Genomic DNA, 16,234 nt, shown 5'->3' on the forward strand with positions numbered 1-16,234 from the left:
GACGTCACTTCCGCCAGAACAGGTGGTGCGTCACCTTGCCGCCCGGGCTCGGCACGACGTCGCAGTGGAAGCGGTCGAAGAGCTCCTCCGGCGACTCCCACAGCCGTGACCCGGAGCCGAGCTTCACCGGCGACACCGCGACGTGCAGGGTGTCGACGAGGTCGGCGTCCAGGAACTCCCGGATCGTGGCGGCGCCGCCGCCCAGGCGGACGTCCTTGTCCCCCGCCGCCTCCTTCGCCATCGCGAGGACCGTGGCGGGGTCCGCGTCGACGAAGTGGAAGGTCGTGTCGGAGAGCGTGAACGAGGGGCGCGGGTGGTGGGTCAGGACGAACACCGGCGTGCGGAACGGCGGCTCGTCGCCCCACCAGCCGCGCCAGTCCTCGTTCTCCCAGGGCCCGCGCAGGGGGGAGAACTTGTTGCGGCCCATGATCTCGGCGCCGATGTTCCGCGCGTAGTCCCGCGTCAGGTAGTCGTCGAGGCCGCGGCTGCCGCCGGGATCGGTCCGCATCGGCCAGCTCGCGGTGGCCCCGGCCCAGGAGAACATCTCCCCGGGCTCGGCGTGGCCGAACGGCCGCTCCAGGCTCTGGCCCTCACCGGCGCCGAATCCGTCGGACGAGACGTTGAAGTTCTGGACTCTCAACAGCTGCTGGCCCATGGGGGCTTCCTCCTGGTGGTCGGCAGGGAAAACGACGAACAACCAGGAGACTCCCGCGACCGGGAAAACTCATCGCACCCGCCACCCCGCTACGAGATGTCGTCCCCCAGCACCACCACGTCCTCCGCCCGGAACTCCACTCCCACCCCGGCCCCCTCCTCCGGCGCCTCCCGCAGCGGGAGCTCCGCCTCCAGCGCCGGGCCCTCGGCGGGACGGAGCCGTACGAGGACCTGGCTGCCGCGGAAGGTCCGGGACTCCACCGTCCAGACGGGCCGCGACTCCACGAGCCGCACCCCGCCCGGGCGGACGAGGAGCCGCCGCTCGCCCTCGGGCGAGCCGTCCGGGACCGGGACCTTGCCCCAGACGGTCTGCGCGACCGCGCCGGTCACCCGCGCCGTCACCACGTTGTCGAAGCCCAGGAACCGCGCCACGAACTCCGAGGCGGGCCGCCGCCACACGTCGACGGGCGCACCCGACTGGGCGATCCGCCCGTCCCGCATGACCACGAGCCGGTCGGCGAGCGCGAAGGCCTCGCCCTGGTCGTGGGTGACCGCGAGGACCGTCGTGCCGAGCCGCCCGAAGAGCTGCCGCAGCTCCACGACGAGCCGCTCCCGCAGCCCCCGGTCGAGCTGGCCGAGCGGCTCGTCGAGCATCAGGAGCCGGGGCCGGGGGGCCAGGGCGCGGGCGAGCGCCACGCGCTGCTGCTCGCCGCCGGAGAGCGCGGCGACGGACCGCCGCTCGGCGCCCGGGAGGCCGACGAGGTCGAGCAGCTCCCGTACGCGCTCGGCCTGCTCGGCCTTCCCGGCGCCCCGCATCCGCAGCCCGAAGGCGACGTTCCCGCCGACGTCCCGCTGCGGGAACAGCTGGTGGTCCTGGAACATCAGGCCGACGCCCCGCTTGTGCACTGGCACCCCGGCCTGGTCGGCGCCGCCGAGCAGGACCCGGCCGCCGTCGAGGGCCTGGAGCCCGGCGACGGCCCGCAGCATCGTGGACTTGCCGCTGCCGCTGGGGCCGAGCACGCACACGATCTCGTGCTCGGCGACCTCCAGGTCCACGGCGTCGAGCGCGGCCCGCTCCCCGAACCGTACGGTCGCGCCCTTGATCGAAAGCATCAGAACTCCCCGGAGGTCCGGTCGGTGCGGAGCCGTTCGAGCAGCAGCAGGGACACCGCGCACACCACCATCAGAATCGTCGAGAGGGCCATCGCCTGGCCGTAGTTGAGCGCGCCGGGCCGGCCGAGCAGCCGGGCCACCGCCACCGGGAGCGTCGGGCTCTCGGGCCGGGCGATGAAGACGGTCGCCCCGAACTCGCCGAGCGACACGGCGAACGCGAACCCGGCCGCGATGAGCAGCGCCCGCCGCACCATCGGCAGGTCCACCTCCCGCCAGGCCCGCCACGGCGAGGCGCCGAGCACGGCCGCCGCCTCCCGCAGCCGCTCGTCCACCGCCCGCAGGACCGGCAGCATCGTCCGTACGACGAAGGGGACGCCGACCAGGGCCTGTGCGAGCGGTACGAGGATCCAGCTGGCCCGCAGGTCGAGCGGCGGCTCGTCGAGGGTGATGAGGAAGCCGAAGCCGACGGTGACGGCGGAGACCCCGAGCGGCAGCATGAGGAGCGCGTCGAAGCCCCGTACGAGCCGGCCGGCCCGCCTCGTGAGCGCCGCCGCCGCGAGCCCGCCGATCACCACGGCGATGGCGGTGGCGGCCACCGCGTACCGCAGCGAGTTCCCGATCGCCTCCAGGGGCGGGACGAGGAAGGTCCCGGCCTCGTCGAGCGAGCCGAGCGCCCGGTAGTAGCCGAGCCCGTACCCGCCCGGCTCCGCGAAGGAGCGCTCCACGAGCACGCCGAGCGGCAGCAGGATCAGCAGCGCCACCGAGACGAGGACGCCCGCGAGCAGCGCCAGCTGTCCGGCGCCGCGCGGCCGGCGCGCGGTCGTCTCCGGCGGTACGAGCCGCAGCGAGGTCTCCCGCCGCCGTACCGTCCAGGCGTGCACGCCGAGGATCGCGCCGACGGCCGCGAACTGGACGAGGGTCAGGACCGCCGCCGTCGGCAGGTCGAGCAGCCGGGCGGTCTGCCGGTAGATCTCGGCCTCCAGCGTCGTGTACGCGTTCCCGCCGAGGATCTGCACGACGCCGAAGGAGGTGAAGGTGAAGAGGAAGACCATCAGGGCGGCCGCCGCCACCGCCGGCACGAGCGCGGGCAGCGTCACCGTCCGCCAGGCCGTCCAGCGGGAGGCGCCGAGGACCCGGGCGGCCTCCTCCTGGCGCGGGTCGAGCTGCGACCAGAGGCCGCCGACGGTCCGGACGACGACCGCGTAGTTGAAGAACACGTGGGCGAGGAGGATCGCCCAGACGCTGGTGTCGAGCCGCAGCCCCCACAGTTCGTCGGTGAGCCCGCCCCGGCCGACGAGCGCCAGGAACGCCGTGCCCACGAGGACCGTCGGCAGCACGAACGGCACCGTGACGACGGCCCGCAGCACGCTCTTGCCGGGGAAGTCGAAGCGGGCGAAGACGTACGCCCCGGGCAGCGCGAGCAGCAGGGTGAGACCGGTGGAGGCGAGCGCCTGCCACAGGGTGAAGCCGAGCACGTCGAGGATGTCCGGCCGGGTCAGCGTCCCGCCGATCCGGCCGAGGTCCCACGTGCCCGCGGGCCTGAGCCCCCGGTCCACGATGGACACGACGGGCCAGGCGAAGAAGACCCCGAAGAACGCGACGGGCAGGGCCATCAGGCCCAGCCGCGTCGCGCTCCCCTTGAGGTCGCGGGTCACTTCAGGACGAGCGACGACCACTGCTGGATCCACGCGTCACGCTTCTCGGCGATCTTCCCGGGCGCCATGGTCTCCGGCTTCTCGATCACCACGCCGTGCTTGGTGAACAGCTCCGGCAGGGCCGCGTCCTTCGCCACCGGGTTGACGAACATCTGGAGCGGCATGTCCTCCTGGAACTTCCTGGAGATCAGGAAGTCGACGAGCGCCTTGCCGCCCTCGGGGTTCTTCGCGCCGTTCAGCAGGCCCGCGAACTCGATCTGGCGGAAGCAGGTGCCGGTGGAGACCCCGGTGGGCGCCACCTTCGGCTGCGGCTCGCCGTACAGCACCTCGGCCGGCGGGCTGGAGGCGTACGACACGACCAGCGGGCGGTCGCCCTTGGCCTGCTTGCCGCCGGCCGAGCCGGAGAACTCCTGGTTGTAGGCGAGCTCCCAGCTGTCGACGGTCTTCACGCCGTTGGCCTTGAGCTTCTTCCAGTAGTCCTGCCAGCCCTCGTCGCCGTACTTGGCGGCCGTGCCGAGGAGGAAGCCGAGGCCCGGGGAGGACCGCTCGGGGTTCTCCACCACGAGGAGGTCCTTGTACGCGGGCTTCGCCAGGTCGTCGAAGGTCACCGGCGGCGCCAGCTTCTTGTCCGCGAAGTACTTCTTGTCGTAGTTGACGCAGATGTCGCCGGAGTCGATCGGGGTGACCCGGTGCTCCTTGTCGAGCTGGAACGCGGCGGGGACCCGGTCCAGGCCCTTCGCCTCGTACGGGACGAAGATCCCGTTGTCGAGGGCGCGGGACAGCAGCGTGTTGTCGACGCCGAAGAAGACGTCGCCCTGCGGGGAGCCCTTGGTCAGGATCTCCTTGTTGACGGCCTCGCCGGCGTCGCCGCTCTTCAGCACCTTGACCGTGAACCCGGTCTGCTTGGTGAAGTCGGCGAGCACCTCCTTGGAGGCGTTGAAGGAGTCGTGGCTCACCAGCGTGACGGTCTTCGGCGCGGGCTGGTCGGTCTTGCCGGCCTCGCTCCCGCCCTTGTCGGTGCCGCATGCGGCGAGGCCGGTGACGCCGAGCGCCGCGACGAGCGCGACGGCGGCGGCCTTCTTGATGCTCACTGGATTTCCTCCTGGGTATGACCAGGAAGAGACGCGGCCCTGCCCACGGCCGGCGGACCGGACGCGGGCAGGGCGCAACAGCTTGAGTTACGACCGAACTTCCTACCCAGAATGACCTGGGCGAGGTTCAGAGGGTCTGCGGTCTACGGTTACCGCACTCTCAGCGCTGTGGCGCTCCCCTGTCGGAATATGGAGATGTGTTCGAGCTCAGACTACAAGGTCAGCGCTCGGAGGCCGCGAGCTGTCCACAGGCACCGTCGATCTCCTGGCCGCGGGTGTCCCGGACGGTCACCGGCACGCCGTGGCGGGCGATCGCCTCGACGAAGGCCTTCTCGTCCTCGGGACGGGACGCCGTCCACTTCGACCCGGGCGTCGGGTTCAGCGGGATCAGGTTGACGTGCACCCGCTTGCCCTTGAGGAGGCGGCCGAGGAGGTCGCCGCGCCAGGCCTGGTCGTTGATGTCCCGGATGAGGGCGTACTCGATGGAGATCCGGCGCCCGGACTTCTCCGCGTACTCCCAGGCCGCGTCGAGGACCTCGCGGACCTTCCAGCGCGTGTTGACGGGCACCAGGGTGTCGCGGAGCTCGTCGTCGGGCGCGTGCAGCGAGACGGCGAGGCGGCACTTGAAGCCCTCGTCGGCGAAGCGCAGCATCGCGGGGACGAGGCCGACGGTGGAGACGGTGATGCCGCGCTGCGAGAGCCCGAGGCCGTCCGGCTCGGGGTCCGTCAGCCGGCGGATCGCGCCGACGACGCGCTTGTAGTTGGCGAGCGGCTCGCCCATGCCCATGAACACGATGTTGGAGAGCCGCGCCGGTCCCCCGGGCACCTCCCCGTCGCGCAGCGCCCGCATGCCGTCCACGATCTGGTGCACGATCTCGGCGGTCGACAGGTTCCGGTCGAGGCCCGCCTGCCCGGTCGCGCAGAACGGACAGTTCATGCCGCAGCCGGCCTGCGAGGAGATGCACATGGTCACCCGGTCGGGGTAGCGCATGAGCACCGACTCCACGAGCGTGCCGTCGTGCAGCTTCCACAGGGTCTTGCGGGTGGTGTCGTCGTCGCACGAGATGTGCCGCACCACGGACATCAGGTCGGGCAGCAGCTCCCCGGCCAGCTTCTCCCGCGAGGCGGCCGGGATGTCGGTCCACTCGGCGGGGTCGTGCGCGTACCGCGCGAAGTAGTGCGTGGACAGCTGCTTGGCGCGGAACGGCTTCTCGCCGATCGCGGCGACGGCCTCCTTCCGCTCCGCGGGCGTGAGGTCGGCCAGGTGCCGCGGCGGCTTCTTGGCTCCGCGGGGGGCGACGAAAGTGAGTTCTCCGGGCACTGGACGGGCCACGATCGGGTGTCTCCTCAGACGGCACGAGGTCTGGTACCCCCGCGACGGCGGGGAGGGCGGCATCACGATGCCGAAGCCAGGAGACCTCACTGGACCGTCCCCGCTGCGGCGAGGACGACGGAAGGGCCCGCGGCGCACGCGCCACGAGCCCTTCCAGAGTACCCGCTGTCCGTCAAGCCGTTCCGACGAAGAGCGCCATCAGCAGCCACACCACCGGCGCCGTCGGCAGCAGGGAGTCCAGGCGGTCCATGATGCCGCCGTGGCCGGGCAGCAGCGTGCCCATGTCCTTGATGCCGAGGTCGCGCTTGATCATGGACTCGCCGAGGTCGCCGAGCGTCGCGCTCGCGGCCACCGCGAGGCCGAGGATCAGGCCCTGCCACCAGGCGCCGTCGTCGATCATGAACTGCATGCACAGCGCGCCCGCCGCCATCGCGAACGTCACCGCGCCGACCAGGCCCTCCCGGGTCTTGCCGGGGCTGATCCGCGGGGCCAGCTTGTGCTTGCCGAAGCGCCAGCCGATCGCGTACGCCCCGGTGTCGCTGACCACGGTCAGGATCAGGAAGGTCAGCACCCGCTGCGGCCCGTCGTCCGCGGTCAGCAGCAGCGCCACGAACGTCGCCAGGAACGGCACGTAGAACGCGGCGAAGACCCCCGCCGTGACGTCCTTGAGGTAGCCCTCGGGAGGCTCCGTCATCCGCCAGACGAGCACCGCGAGCGCCGTGAGGGCCATCGCCACCCAGGCGCCCTCGGCGCCCCGGACGTAGCCGGCGACGACCATCGCCGCGCCGCCGACCGCGAGCGGGACCAGCGGAGCCTTGATCTCCTTGCGCTCCTGGAGGCGGGAGGTGAGCTCCCACAGGCCGACGACCACGGCGACCGCTATCACCCCGACGAACGCCGGCTTCCAGATGAACAGCGACGCGATGATGACGGCGCCGAGACCGACCCCGACGCCTATGGCCGCGCCCAGGTCGCGGCCCGCGCTCTTCTTCTGCCGTGGCGCCGGGGGCGCGGGCGGCGGAGGCGGGGTGGGGCTGGACATGGGCTCCTGCGGGTGCTCGTGCGGCGGCTCGTCACGGAACAGGGGACCGCTCGGGTGAGCGGCCCCCCGGTCGTGACCGTCCTGGAATCCGCCGGCGGGAACGTCGGGCACGATGGGCATGGGCCGAGTCTGCGCCGCCTGCTGCCGATCGTATGCGGGACCCGCCGGGGCAGGCCCCTGGTCGGGTCCCCCGCGGCCGGAACCGGCCGGGGCCCCCCAGGAAGAGTCGTTCATCAGACCTCGAGCAGCTCGGCTTCCTTGTGCTTGAGCAGCTCGTCCACCTGCGCGACGTACTTCGCGGTGGTGTCGTCGAGCTCCTTCTCGGCGCGGCGGCCCTCGTCCTCGCCGACCTCGCCGTCCTTGACGAGCTTGTCGATGGTCTCCTTGGCCTTGCGGCGGACCGAGCGGATCGAGATCTTCGAGTCCTCGGCCTTGCCCTTGGCGACCTTGATGTACTCCCGGCGGCGCTCCTCGGTCAGCTCGGGGAACACCACGCGGATGATGTTGCCGTCGTTGCTCGGGTTGACGCCGAGGTCCGAGTCCCGGATCGCCTGCTCGATGTTGCGCAGCGCGCTCTTGTCGAACGGCGTCACCACGGCCATGCGCGGCTCCGGGACGGAGAAGGACGCCAGCTGGTTGATGGGGGTGATGGCACCGTAGTAGTCGGCCACGATCTTGTTGAACATCGCCGGGTGCGCACGGCCGGTGCGGATCGCGGCGAAGTCCTCCTTGGCGACCACGACGGCCTTCTCCATCTTCTCCTCGGCCTCGAGGAGGGTCTCTTCGATCACCACTTGCTCCTGCGTGTCGTCGCGTTGTGTCCTGCACGGTGTACGACCGGCAGGGCTCTGTCCATCCCCTTGCGGGGCGGTTCCCCGGTTCGGGTCAGGCCCGGGTGCCCTGGTCGCTCACGAGCGTGCCGATCTTCTCACCCTTCACCGCGCGAGCGATATTGCCCTCGGCGAGCAGTTCGAAGACGAGGATCGGGAGGTTGTTGTCCCGGCACAGGGTGATGGCGGTGGCGTCGGCGACCTTGAGGTCGCGGGAGAGCACCTCGCCGTACTCGAGGGCGTCGAACTTGACCGCGTCGGGGTTCTTCTTCGGGTCGGAGTCGTAGACGCCGTCCACGCCGTTCTTGCCCATGAGCAGGGCCTCGGCGTCGATCTCCAGGGCGCGCTGGGCGGCGGTGGTGTCCGTGGAGAAGTACGGCATGCCCATGCCCGCACCGAAGATGACCACGCGGCCCTTCTCCAGGTGGCGCACGGCGCGCAGCGGGATGTAGGGCTCGGCGACCTGGCCCATGGTGATGGCGGTCTGGACGCGGGAGTCGATGCCCTCCTTCTCCAGGAAGTCCTGGAGGGCGAGGCAGTTCATCACGGTGCCGAGCATGCCCATGTAGTCGGAGCGGGCCCGGTCCATGCCGCGCTGCTGGAGCTCGGCGCCGCGGAAGAAGTTGCCGCCGCCGATCACGATCGCGATCTCCGCGCCGTCCCGGACGACGGCGGCGATCTCACGCGCGATGGCGTGCACGACGTCCGGGTCGACCCCGAGACCGGTGCCGCCGGAGAAGGCCTCTCCGGACAGCTTCAGCATGTAGCGGCCGGCCTTTTTGCCGTTGGTGTCGTCGCCCTGTACGGCGCCCTGATTCATGGAGATCTCCTCGTGCACATACGAAGGAGGCCATTGCCCTGGGTCCTCGCGGTATCCCGTACGGCAATGGCCTCCTCGTCAGATCTGCGGTCGTCCTGCGCGGGCGCGGACGACTGCCTCAGACCCTACCGGGGTCCGGTGTCCGTCGCGTTCGCGTACGGACTCAGATGCCGACCTTGATGCGCGTGAAGCGCTTCAGGGTGACACCGGCCTCGTCCAGGACCTTCTGGACGGACTTCTTGTTGTCAAGGGCGTACGGCTGGCCGAGCAGCGTGGCGTCCTTGAAGAAGCCGTTGACGCGACCCTCGACGATCTTGGCGATCGCGGCCTCGGGCTTGCCCTCGGCGCGGGTGGTCTCCTCGGCGATGCGACGCTCGGACTCGACGACCTCGGCCGGAACGTCTTCCTTGGTGAGGTACTTCGGCGCGAAGGCGGCGATGTGCTGGGCGATGCCCTTGGCGACGTCGGCGTCGGCCTTGTCGAACTCGACGAGGACACCGATCTGCGGCGGCAGGTCGGGCATCGTGCGGTGCATGTACGCGTAGACGAAGCCGTCGGCGTACTGCGCGAAGCGGTCGAGGACGATCTTCTCGCCGAGGTTGGCGTTGGCCTCGTCGACGAACGCCTGGACCGTCTTGCCGGGCTCGATCTCGGAGGCGAGCAGGGCCTCGATGTCGGCCGGGGAGGTGGCGGCGACGTGCTCGGCCAGCTGGGCGGCGACGGCCTGGAACTTGTCACCCTTGGCGACGAAGTCCGTCTCGCACTTCAGCTCGACGAGGACGCCGGAGGTGTTGTCGTCGGCGATGAGGGAGACAACGGCGCCGTTCTCGGCAGAGCGGCCCTCGCGCTTGGCGACGCCCTTCTGGCCCTTGATGCGGAGCGCCTCGACGGCCTTGTCGACGTTGCCGTCGGCCTCGTCCAGGGCCTTCTTGCAGTCCATCATGCCGGCGCCGGTGAGCTCGCGGAGCTTCTTGACGTCAGCGGCGGTGTAGTTCGCCATGAGTCTGTTTCTCTCTCGAAGTCTGAAAGATCGGGCGGGTCCACGGGTGGACGGCGGGGGCTTCGTGGGCCCCCGCCGTCGTCACCCGAAGGTCCTGGAGGGTCAGGCCTGCTCGGCGTCCGCGGCCGGAGCCTCGGCGGCGGCCTCGGCCGGGGCGGCCTCGGCGGCGGGGGCCTCGACGGCCTCGTCAGCCTTCTTCTCACCCTCGAGCAGGTCGCGCTCCCACTCGGCGAGCGGCTCGCCGGCGGCCTTCTCGCCCGGCTTCGAGTCGCCGGTCGCGGCGCCGGAGCGGGCGATGAGGCCCTCGGCGACGGCGTCGGCGATCACGCGGGTGAGCAGGGTGACGGAGCGGATCGCGTCGTCGTTGCCCGGGATCTTGTAGTCGACCTCGTCGGGGTCGCAGTTGGTGTCGAGGATCGCGACGACCGGGATGTGGAGCTTGCGCGCCTCACCGACGGCGATGTGCTCCTTCTTGGTGTCGACGATCCAGACGGCGCTCGGCACCTTCTGCATCTCGCGGATACCACCGAGGGTCTTCTCCAGCTTGGCCTTCTCGCGGGAGAGGACCAGGAGCTCCTTCTTGGTGAGACCCGAGGAGGCGACGTCCTCGAAGTCGATCTGCTCGAGCTCCTTGAGGCGCTGCAGCCGCTTGTAGACGGTGGAGAAGTTGGTGAGCATGCCACCGAGCCAACGCTGGTTGACGTACGGCATGCCGACACGCGTCGCCTGCTCGGCGATGGCCTCCTGGGCCTGCTTCTTCGTACCGACGAACATGATGGAGCCGCCGTGCGCGACGGTCTCCTTGACGAACTCGTAGGCGCGGTCGATGTACGACAGCGACTGGAGCAGGTCGATGATGTAGATGCCGTTGCGCTCGGTGAAGATGAAGCGCTTCATCTTCGGGTTCCAGCGACGGGTCTGGTGACCGAAGTGGACGCCGCTCTCCAGCAGCTCCCGCATCGTGACGACGGCCATGGCCGTATCTCCTTGAGTTTCTCGGTTGTTTTCCTGACGCCCCGGCGCGCCGTGCCGCGAAGGACCGAAAGGCGCTGCCACCCGCCTCAGAGACAAGTGGCGGGGCGTGCGAAGTCGACCCGGTGACCCGAGTCGCCATAGGAAGTGTACGGGACCCCGGGAGCGCCGGGTGACGGCGCTGTCCACAACCGGCCAGTAGTCCACAGATACCGTCCGTGACCGTCATGAACCGGACGCCCGGGAAAGCCTTCTCCCATGCACCTGGCGACGATCCTGTTCACGGCCCTGACCCTCCTCTGGCCGGTGGGCCCGCCCCCGCCGGAGATCCTCCGCGGCTGGCAGCCCCCGCCCGGCCCGTACGCCGCGGGTCACCGCGGCGTGGACCTCGCCGCGCCTCCGGGCACCCCGGTCCTCGCCCCGGTGGCGGGCACGGTCACCTTCGCGGGGCCGGTGGGCGGCCGCGGCGCGCTCACCCTCACCCTCCCGGGTACGGGCGTTCCCCCGCTCCGCACGACCTTCACCCCGGTGACCCCCCTGGTCCCCCGGGGCGCCCAGGTCTCACCGGGCACCCCGATCGCCGAGGTCACGGAGAACTCCCACTGCCCGAGGTCCTGCCTGCACTGGGGCCTCCTCAGGGGCGAGGAGTACCTGAACCCCCTCCTCCTGACGAGAAGGGCCCCCTCGCGCCTGCTTCCGCTCGCCGGCGGCCAGGGCCTCAGGCCTGGGGGCCGGCCACGCCGTGGAGGGCCATGGTGACGGCGGCTTCGGCGATGGTGGCGGGGTCTTCGGCCGCGCCGAGTTCGATGCGGCGGACGGCGGCGTCGACGACGCCCTGGAGGAGCATGGCGCCCAGGCGGGGCTGGGGCTGGCCCAGGGCGGCGAGGGCTTCGACGATCATGGCGACGAGGCCGCCGTGGGCGGCGCGGATCCTCTCGCGGGCGCCGTCCTCCAGCTCGCTCGCCGAGATGGCGACGACCGCCCGGTGGCGCCGGTCCCCGACGAGGTCCAGCTGTGTGCGGACGTACGCCTCGACCTTGCCGCGCGGCGTCCCGGCGCCGGCCATGGCGGCCTCGACCTCGGCGGCCCAGACGGGGAAGTCGACGGCGCACAGCTCCTCGACGACGGCGGCGCGCGACCGGAAGTACTCGTAGACCGACGAGCGGGCCAGGCCCGTGCGCTCGGCGAGGGCGGGGAAGGTCAGCGCCTCCGTACCCCCCTCGGACAGCAGGGAACGCGCGGCGTCCAGGAGGGCGGCGCGCTGCATGGTCCGGTGCTCGGCCACCGAGGCCGCTCGAATCCTGGGCACGGCTCCACTGTACGACCGGCCCGCAAGGGTCAGCGTCCGACGTCGGCCAGCTTGGCGCGGAGCTGGAGGACGGATTTGGTGTGGATCTGGCTGACCCGGCTCTCGGTGACGCCGAGGACGTGGCCGATCTCCGCGAGGGTCAGGCCCTCGTAGTAGTAGAGCGTGACGACGGTCTTCTCGCGCTCGGGGAGCGTGTTGATGGCGCGGGCGAGCAGCCGGCGCAGCTCGCGGTCCTCGGCGACCTCGACGGGGTTGTCGGCGGCGGTGTCCTCGAGGGTGTCCATGAGGGAGAGCCGGTCGCCGCCCTCGCCGCCGACGTGCAGCAGCTCCTCCAGGGCCACCACGTTCGCCAGGGACAACTGGCTGAAAACCGCGTGCAGTTCCTCCAGCGTGATCTCCATCTCCGCGGCGACCTCGCTCTCGGAGGGGGTCCTGCGGAGCTGGGCTTCGAGGGTGGCGTAGGCCCGCTCGACGTTGCGGGCCTTCTGACGGACGGAGCGCGGGATCCAGTCGAGGGCGCGGAGTTCGTCGATCATGGCGCCGCGGATGCGGGTGATCGCGTACGTCTCGAACTTGATCGCCCGTTCGACGTCGAACTTCTCGATGGCGTCGATGAGGCCGAAGACCCCGGAGGAGACGAAGTCGGCCTGTTCCACATTGGACGGCAGCCCCACGCTGACCCGTCCGGCGACGTACTTGACGAGCGGCGAGTAGTGCAGGATCAGCTGCTCCCGCAGCCGCTCGTCGCCGGTGTCCTTGTACGAGCGCCACAGCTCGTCGAGTGAGGTCGGTGCGGGTGGTCGCACGGTGCCCCGGGCTGCTGGGGGCACCGCAGCGCGGTCAGACCCGGAGGTGTGCTGGGGCATGCGTTGCCTTGAGCCGTTCTGCTGTCGGGTGTGTCGGTGTGGGTGTCCTGTGGGGAATCCTGGTGAGCGTAGCGTGAGTGCGCTGTCGCGGTGAGCGAACATCGGCGGATCGCGCCGCTCCGGGTGGACGCCGTCGGTCGCATCTTCGAACCCGGGCCGTGGCGCGTGTCGACCCCTCGGGTGCGGCCGAGAGAACTCGCTTGTTCATCGCCATCACCTTTTCACCCGAATGACCCAGGTCAAGTACCGCCTCGCCGCATGTTCGACGCTTCTGTCGCGGTGTTCGTCAACCGCCAGCCCGTCCCGTGCCGTTCGACGAAGCCGAGCGAGTGGAGTTCGTACAGCTTGGCGAGGGTGTCGTCGGGGGTGGTTCCGGCCCGGTGGGCGATGGCGGTGGTGGGCGTGGGGCCGCGGGCGGGGACGGCTTCGAGGACGTGCGCGGTGGCGGGGGCGAGGAGGTCGCGGGGCAGGACGGGTCCCCTGCGTGCGGGGGCGAGCTGTCCGATGTCCCCGACGAGTTCGACGATCTCGTCGGCGTCGGTGACGAGGGTGGCGTCGCCGCGCAGCAGTTCGTGGACGCCGGCCGAGAGCCCGCTGGTCACGGGCCCGGGGACGCCCATGACATGGCGCCCGAGCCGCCCCGCGGCGCGGGCGGTGACGAGGGAGCCGCTGCGGTGCTGGGCCTCGATGACGACGGTTCCCCGGGTCAGGGCGGCGATGACGCGGTTGCGGAGGATGAAGCGGCTGGGGGTGGGATGGCTGTCGGGCGGCAGCTCCCCGACGACGAGCCCTTGTTCCGCGACGCGCCGGATCAGCCGGTCGTGGCCGCGGGGGTACGGGGTGTCGACGCCGCACGCGAGGACGGCGACGGTCGCGCCCCCTGCCGCGAGCGCTCCCCGATGGGCGGCTCCGTCGATCCCGTAGGCGGCTCCGGAGACGACGACCCAGCCCTGTCGGCTGAGGCCTGCGGCGAGGTCGGCGGCGGTGTGCGCGCCGTACGGCGTGCAGGCGCGCGCCCCGACGAGCGCGACGGAGCGCAGGGCCCAGACCCGCAGGTCCGCGGGCCCCCGGACCCACAGCCCGAGGGGGCGGGCGTCGCCCAGGTCGTCGAGTTGGCTCGGCCATTCCGCGTCCCCGGGGACGAGAAAGCGACCACCGAGGGCCTGGACGGCGTCGAGGTCCTGCCCCGGGCGGGCCGCTGCGGCCCGCCGCCGCCATGAGGCGACCCGTTTCGCTCCCGTGCCGGGGAAGACCGAAGTGTCCTCCCCCGCCTGAAGCAGCCGGTCGAGGAACCCTCCGGCCCCGTACCGGCGGATCCACCGACCGGCGTGTTCGTCACCGGGCTCGACGGCACGACTGAGAACCGCACGGGCCAGGTGCTCACCACTGGGCGCGGACCCGGCGGTGGGCTCAGGCGCGGGCGGGACGCCGGGCTCGGGCTCGGCGTTGGGCTCGGGCGCGGTGCCCGGCATGGGTGGGGTGGTCATGCGGGCTCCCCCGCTCCGACAGGGACGCCGCGGGCGACGCCGGTGCGTAGTTCGAGGGCGAGGGCGATGTCCTCGCCGCCGGGACGGTCGTGGCCGGTGAGGTCGGCGATGGTCCAGGCGACGCGGAGGACGCGGTCGAGGCCGCGGGCGGTGAGCAGGCCGCGTTCGATGTCGCGTTCGGCGGTGGCGAGGGCGCCGGGGGCGGCGAGGTAGCGGGTGCGGAGCTCGTGTCCGGGGATCTCGCTGTTCACCTTCCAGGGGGTGTCGGAGAGCCGTGCGGCGGCGCGGGCCCGGGCTTCGCGGACGCGGGCGGCGACGGTGGCGGTGGTCTCGCCCCGGCCGCCCTGTCCGAGGAGGTCGGAGCGGGTGACGGGTTCGACCTCGACGCGGAGGTCGACGCGGTCGAGCAGGGGTCCGGAGAGTCGTGCCTGGTAGCGGCGGATGACGGAGGCGGGGCATTCGCAGCCGGCGCCGTAGAGGGTGTGCCGGCCGCAGGGGCAGGGGTTGGCGGCGAGGGCGAGGAGGAAGCGGGCGGGGAGGCGGACGACCCCGGCGGCGCGGGCGATGACGACGTGCCCGGATTCGAGGGGCTGGCGGAGGGCGTCGAGGGCCTTGCCGGAGAACTCGGGGGCCTCGTCCAGAAAGAGGACCCCTCGGTGGGCGAGGGAGACGGCGCCGGGCCTGGGGAGGCCGTTCCCGCCGCCGACGAGGGACTGCATGGTGGCGGAGTGGTGGGGCGCGCAGTAGGGGGCGCGGCGGACGAGGGGTTCGCCGGGCGGGAGGATGCCGCCGACGGAGTGGACGGCGGTGACTTCGAGGGATTCCTGCCGGGTGAGGGGCGGGAGGATGCCGGGGAGGCGCTCGGCGAGCATGGTCTTGCCGGCGCCGGGCGGGCCGGAGAGCAGCAGGTGGTGGCTGCCGGCGGCGGCGACCTCCAGGGCGAGGCGGGCCCGGTGCTGGCCGGCGACGTCGGCGAGGTCGGGGCCTTCGGCGGGGTCGGCGGCGAGTCCGGTGCCGATGCCGGCGCCGGGGACGAGGAGTCCGGCGAGCATGGCGTCGGGCCGGCCTTCTTCGATGGCCTCCTCGTCGGGGACGGGTTCGTCGCCGAGGACGGCGATCAGCTGGCGGAGGCTGCGGACGCCGAGGACGGAGACCCCGGGGACGAGGGAGGCCTCGCCTGCGGTCTGTTCGGGGACGACGACCTGGTCGTATCCGGCTTCGGCGGCGGCGAGGACGGCGGGCAGGACGCCGCGGACGGGCCGGACGCGGCCGTCGAGGCCGAGTTCGCCGATGAGGACGAGGTCGGCGATGGCGCGCGGGTCGATCCGCTCGGCGGCGCCGAGCACGGCCGCGGCGACGGCGAGGTCGAAGCCGGAGCCGCCCTTCGGGACGGATGCCGGGCTGAGGCCGACGGTCAGTTTCTTCTGGGGCCATTCGGCGCCGGAGTTGACGACGGCGGCGCGGACCCGGTCGCGGCTCTCGCTGAGGCTCTTGTCGGGGAGGCCGACGAGGGTGAAGGCGGCGACGCCGGGTTCGAGGTCGGCCTGGACCTCGACGACGACGCCTTCGACGCCGACGAGGGCGACGGAGCAGGTGCGGGCGAATCCCATCAGGCCACCCCCTGGGCGTGGGTGAGGACGGGGGCGCCCCTGCGCGGCAGGACGACGCCGACGAGGTCGACGCGGACGCCTCCGGCGGGCGCCGGGGTGTCGCTGCGGTCGAGCCAGCAGGCGGCGAGGCGCCGGAGCCGCTCGGCCTTGCGGGGTGTGACGGCGGCCATCGGGTGTTCGTAGCCGCCGTCGCGCCGGGTCTTGACCTCGCAGATGACGAGGGTGTCGCCGTCGAGGGCGACGATGTCGATCTCGCCGGTCCGGCCGCAGCGCCAGTTGCGGGCGAGGATGTGCATGCCGGTCGCGGTGAGCCGGCGGGTCGCCAGCTGCTCCCCGTACCGTCCGAGGGCTTGGGTCCTGTTCATGTGGTACCACCTCCGTCACCGACTGTGACGGAGTGCGGCGGACCGCGTGCGGCGCTGTGGACGCCTACGGGGCTGTGGAGAACCTCA

General features: G+C 71.9%; 16 protein-coding genes and 1 riboswitch. Of the genes, 1 reads left to right on the forward strand and 15 read right to left on the reverse strand.

Features of this window, described 5'->3' with window-relative positions; translation table 11 throughout:
* Positions 1-4: 4 nt before the first annotated feature.
* The 10 genes from ACH4TP_RS34835 to rpsB form a co-directional block, all read right to left on the reverse strand.
* Complete coding sequence (locus ACH4TP_RS34835; protein ID WP_389232325.1) at positions 5-655, reverse strand: dihydrofolate reductase family protein; 651 nt, start codon at positions 653-655, stop codon at positions 5-7.
* Positions 656-744: 89 nt separating this feature from the next.
* Positions 745-1,767: an ABC transporter ATP-binding protein gene (locus ACH4TP_RS34840; RefSeq protein ID WP_398440173.1), complete on the reverse strand. Its 1,023-nt coding sequence runs from the start codon at positions 1,765-1,767 to the stop codon at positions 745-747.
* A complete protein-coding gene (locus ACH4TP_RS34845; protein WP_398189802.1) occupies positions 1,767-3,380 on the reverse strand; it encodes an ABC transporter permease in 1,614 nt (537 codons plus the stop codon). Before ACH4TP_RS34845 ends, ACH4TP_RS34840 begins: the two co-directional genes overlap by 1 nt.
* Positions 3,381-3,418: 38 nt before the next feature.
* Positions 3,419-4,513 carry a thiamine ABC transporter substrate binding subunit gene (locus ACH4TP_RS34850; RefSeq protein ID WP_398189635.1) on the reverse strand — a complete coding sequence of 365 codons (1,095 nt, stop codon included), beginning with the start codon at positions 4,511-4,513 and terminating at the stop codon, positions 3,419-3,421.
* 81 nt (positions 4,514-4,594) lie between these two features.
* Positions 4,595-4,704, reverse strand: a riboswitch (TPP riboswitch).
* A 29-nt stretch (positions 4,705-4,733) separates the two neighbouring features.
* Complete coding sequence (rlmN, locus tag ACH4TP_RS34855) at positions 4,734-5,846, reverse strand: 23S rRNA (adenine(2503)-C(2))-methyltransferase RlmN (protein WP_389232316.1); 1,113 nt, start codon at positions 5,844-5,846, stop codon at positions 4,734-4,736.
* Positions 5,847-6,018: 172 nt separating this feature from the next.
* Positions 6,019-7,122 (reverse strand): phosphatidate cytidylyltransferase, encoded by a 1,104-nt coding sequence (locus ACH4TP_RS34860; protein WP_389232313.1) that lies wholly within the window; start codon positions 7,120-7,122, stop codon positions 6,019-6,021.
* Positions 7,122-7,679 carry a ribosome recycling factor gene (gene frr, locus ACH4TP_RS34865; protein WP_026057589.1) on the reverse strand — a complete coding sequence of 186 codons (558 nt, stop codon included), beginning with the start codon at positions 7,677-7,679 and terminating at the stop codon, positions 7,122-7,124. The genes ACH4TP_RS34860 and frr overlap by 1 nt, the downstream gene beginning before the upstream one ends.
* A gap of 94 nt (positions 7,680-7,773) precedes the next feature.
* Positions 7,774-8,538, reverse strand: coding sequence for a UMP kinase (gene pyrH / locus ACH4TP_RS34870; protein WP_389232310.1), 765 nt, complete (start codon positions 8,536-8,538; stop codon positions 7,774-7,776).
* A 163-nt stretch (positions 8,539-8,701) separates the two neighbouring features.
* On the reverse strand, positions 8,702-9,538 hold the full coding sequence (gene tsf, locus ACH4TP_RS34875) for a translation elongation factor Ts (protein ID WP_398440174.1): 837 nt from the start codon (positions 9,536-9,538) through the stop codon (positions 8,702-8,704).
* Positions 9,539-9,640: 102 nt separating this feature from the next.
* Positions 9,641-10,513: a 30S ribosomal protein S2 gene (rpsB, locus tag ACH4TP_RS34880; protein WP_389232303.1), complete on the reverse strand. Its 873-nt coding sequence runs from the start codon at positions 10,511-10,513 to the stop codon at positions 9,641-9,643.
* Positions 10,514-10,768: 255 nt separating this feature from the next.
* Here rpsB and ACH4TP_RS34885 point away from each other — a divergent pair, with 255 nt between their 5' ends.
* Positions 10,769-11,269: a murein hydrolase activator EnvC family protein gene (locus ACH4TP_RS34885; RefSeq protein WP_398189628.1), complete on the forward strand. Its 501-nt coding sequence runs from the start codon at positions 10,769-10,771 to the stop codon at positions 11,267-11,269.
* Here ACH4TP_RS34885 and ACH4TP_RS34890 read toward each other — a convergent pair.
* The 5 genes from ACH4TP_RS34890 to ACH4TP_RS34910 all read right to left on the reverse strand — a co-directional run bounded on the left by ACH4TP_RS34890 (position 11,229) and on the right by ACH4TP_RS34910 (position 16,147).
* Complete coding sequence (locus ACH4TP_RS34890) at positions 11,229-11,795, reverse strand: TetR/AcrR family transcriptional regulator (RefSeq protein ID WP_389232563.1); 567 nt, start codon at positions 11,793-11,795, stop codon at positions 11,229-11,231. The genes ACH4TP_RS34885 and ACH4TP_RS34890 overlap by 41 nt on opposite strands.
* Before the next feature lie 53 nt (positions 11,796-11,848).
* A complete protein-coding gene (whiG, locus tag ACH4TP_RS34895) occupies positions 11,849-12,685 on the reverse strand; it encodes an RNA polymerase sigma factor WhiG (RefSeq protein WP_041131468.1) in 837 nt (278 codons plus the stop codon).
* 239 nt (positions 12,686-12,924) lie between these two features.
* Positions 12,925-14,172, reverse strand: a complete 1,248-nt coding sequence (gene dprA, locus ACH4TP_RS34900; RefSeq protein WP_398189625.1) for a DNA-processing protein DprA — start codon at positions 14,170-14,172, stop codon at positions 12,925-12,927.
* Complete coding sequence (locus ACH4TP_RS34905; RefSeq protein WP_398440175.1) at positions 14,169-15,782, reverse strand: YifB family Mg chelatase-like AAA ATPase; 1,614 nt, start codon at positions 15,780-15,782, stop codon at positions 14,169-14,171. The genes dprA and ACH4TP_RS34905 overlap by 4 nt, the downstream gene beginning before the upstream one ends.
* Positions 15,782-16,147, reverse strand: coding sequence for a YraN family protein (locus ACH4TP_RS34910; protein WP_398189619.1), 366 nt, complete (start codon positions 16,145-16,147; stop codon positions 15,782-15,784). Before ACH4TP_RS34910 ends, ACH4TP_RS34905 begins: the two co-directional genes overlap by 1 nt.
* Positions 16,148-16,234: the final 87 nt, after the last annotated feature.

Source organism: Streptomyces sp. NPDC021012 (assembly GCF_044333355.1).
GTDB lineage: Bacteria > Actinomycetota > Actinomycetes > Streptomycetales > Streptomycetaceae > Streptomyces.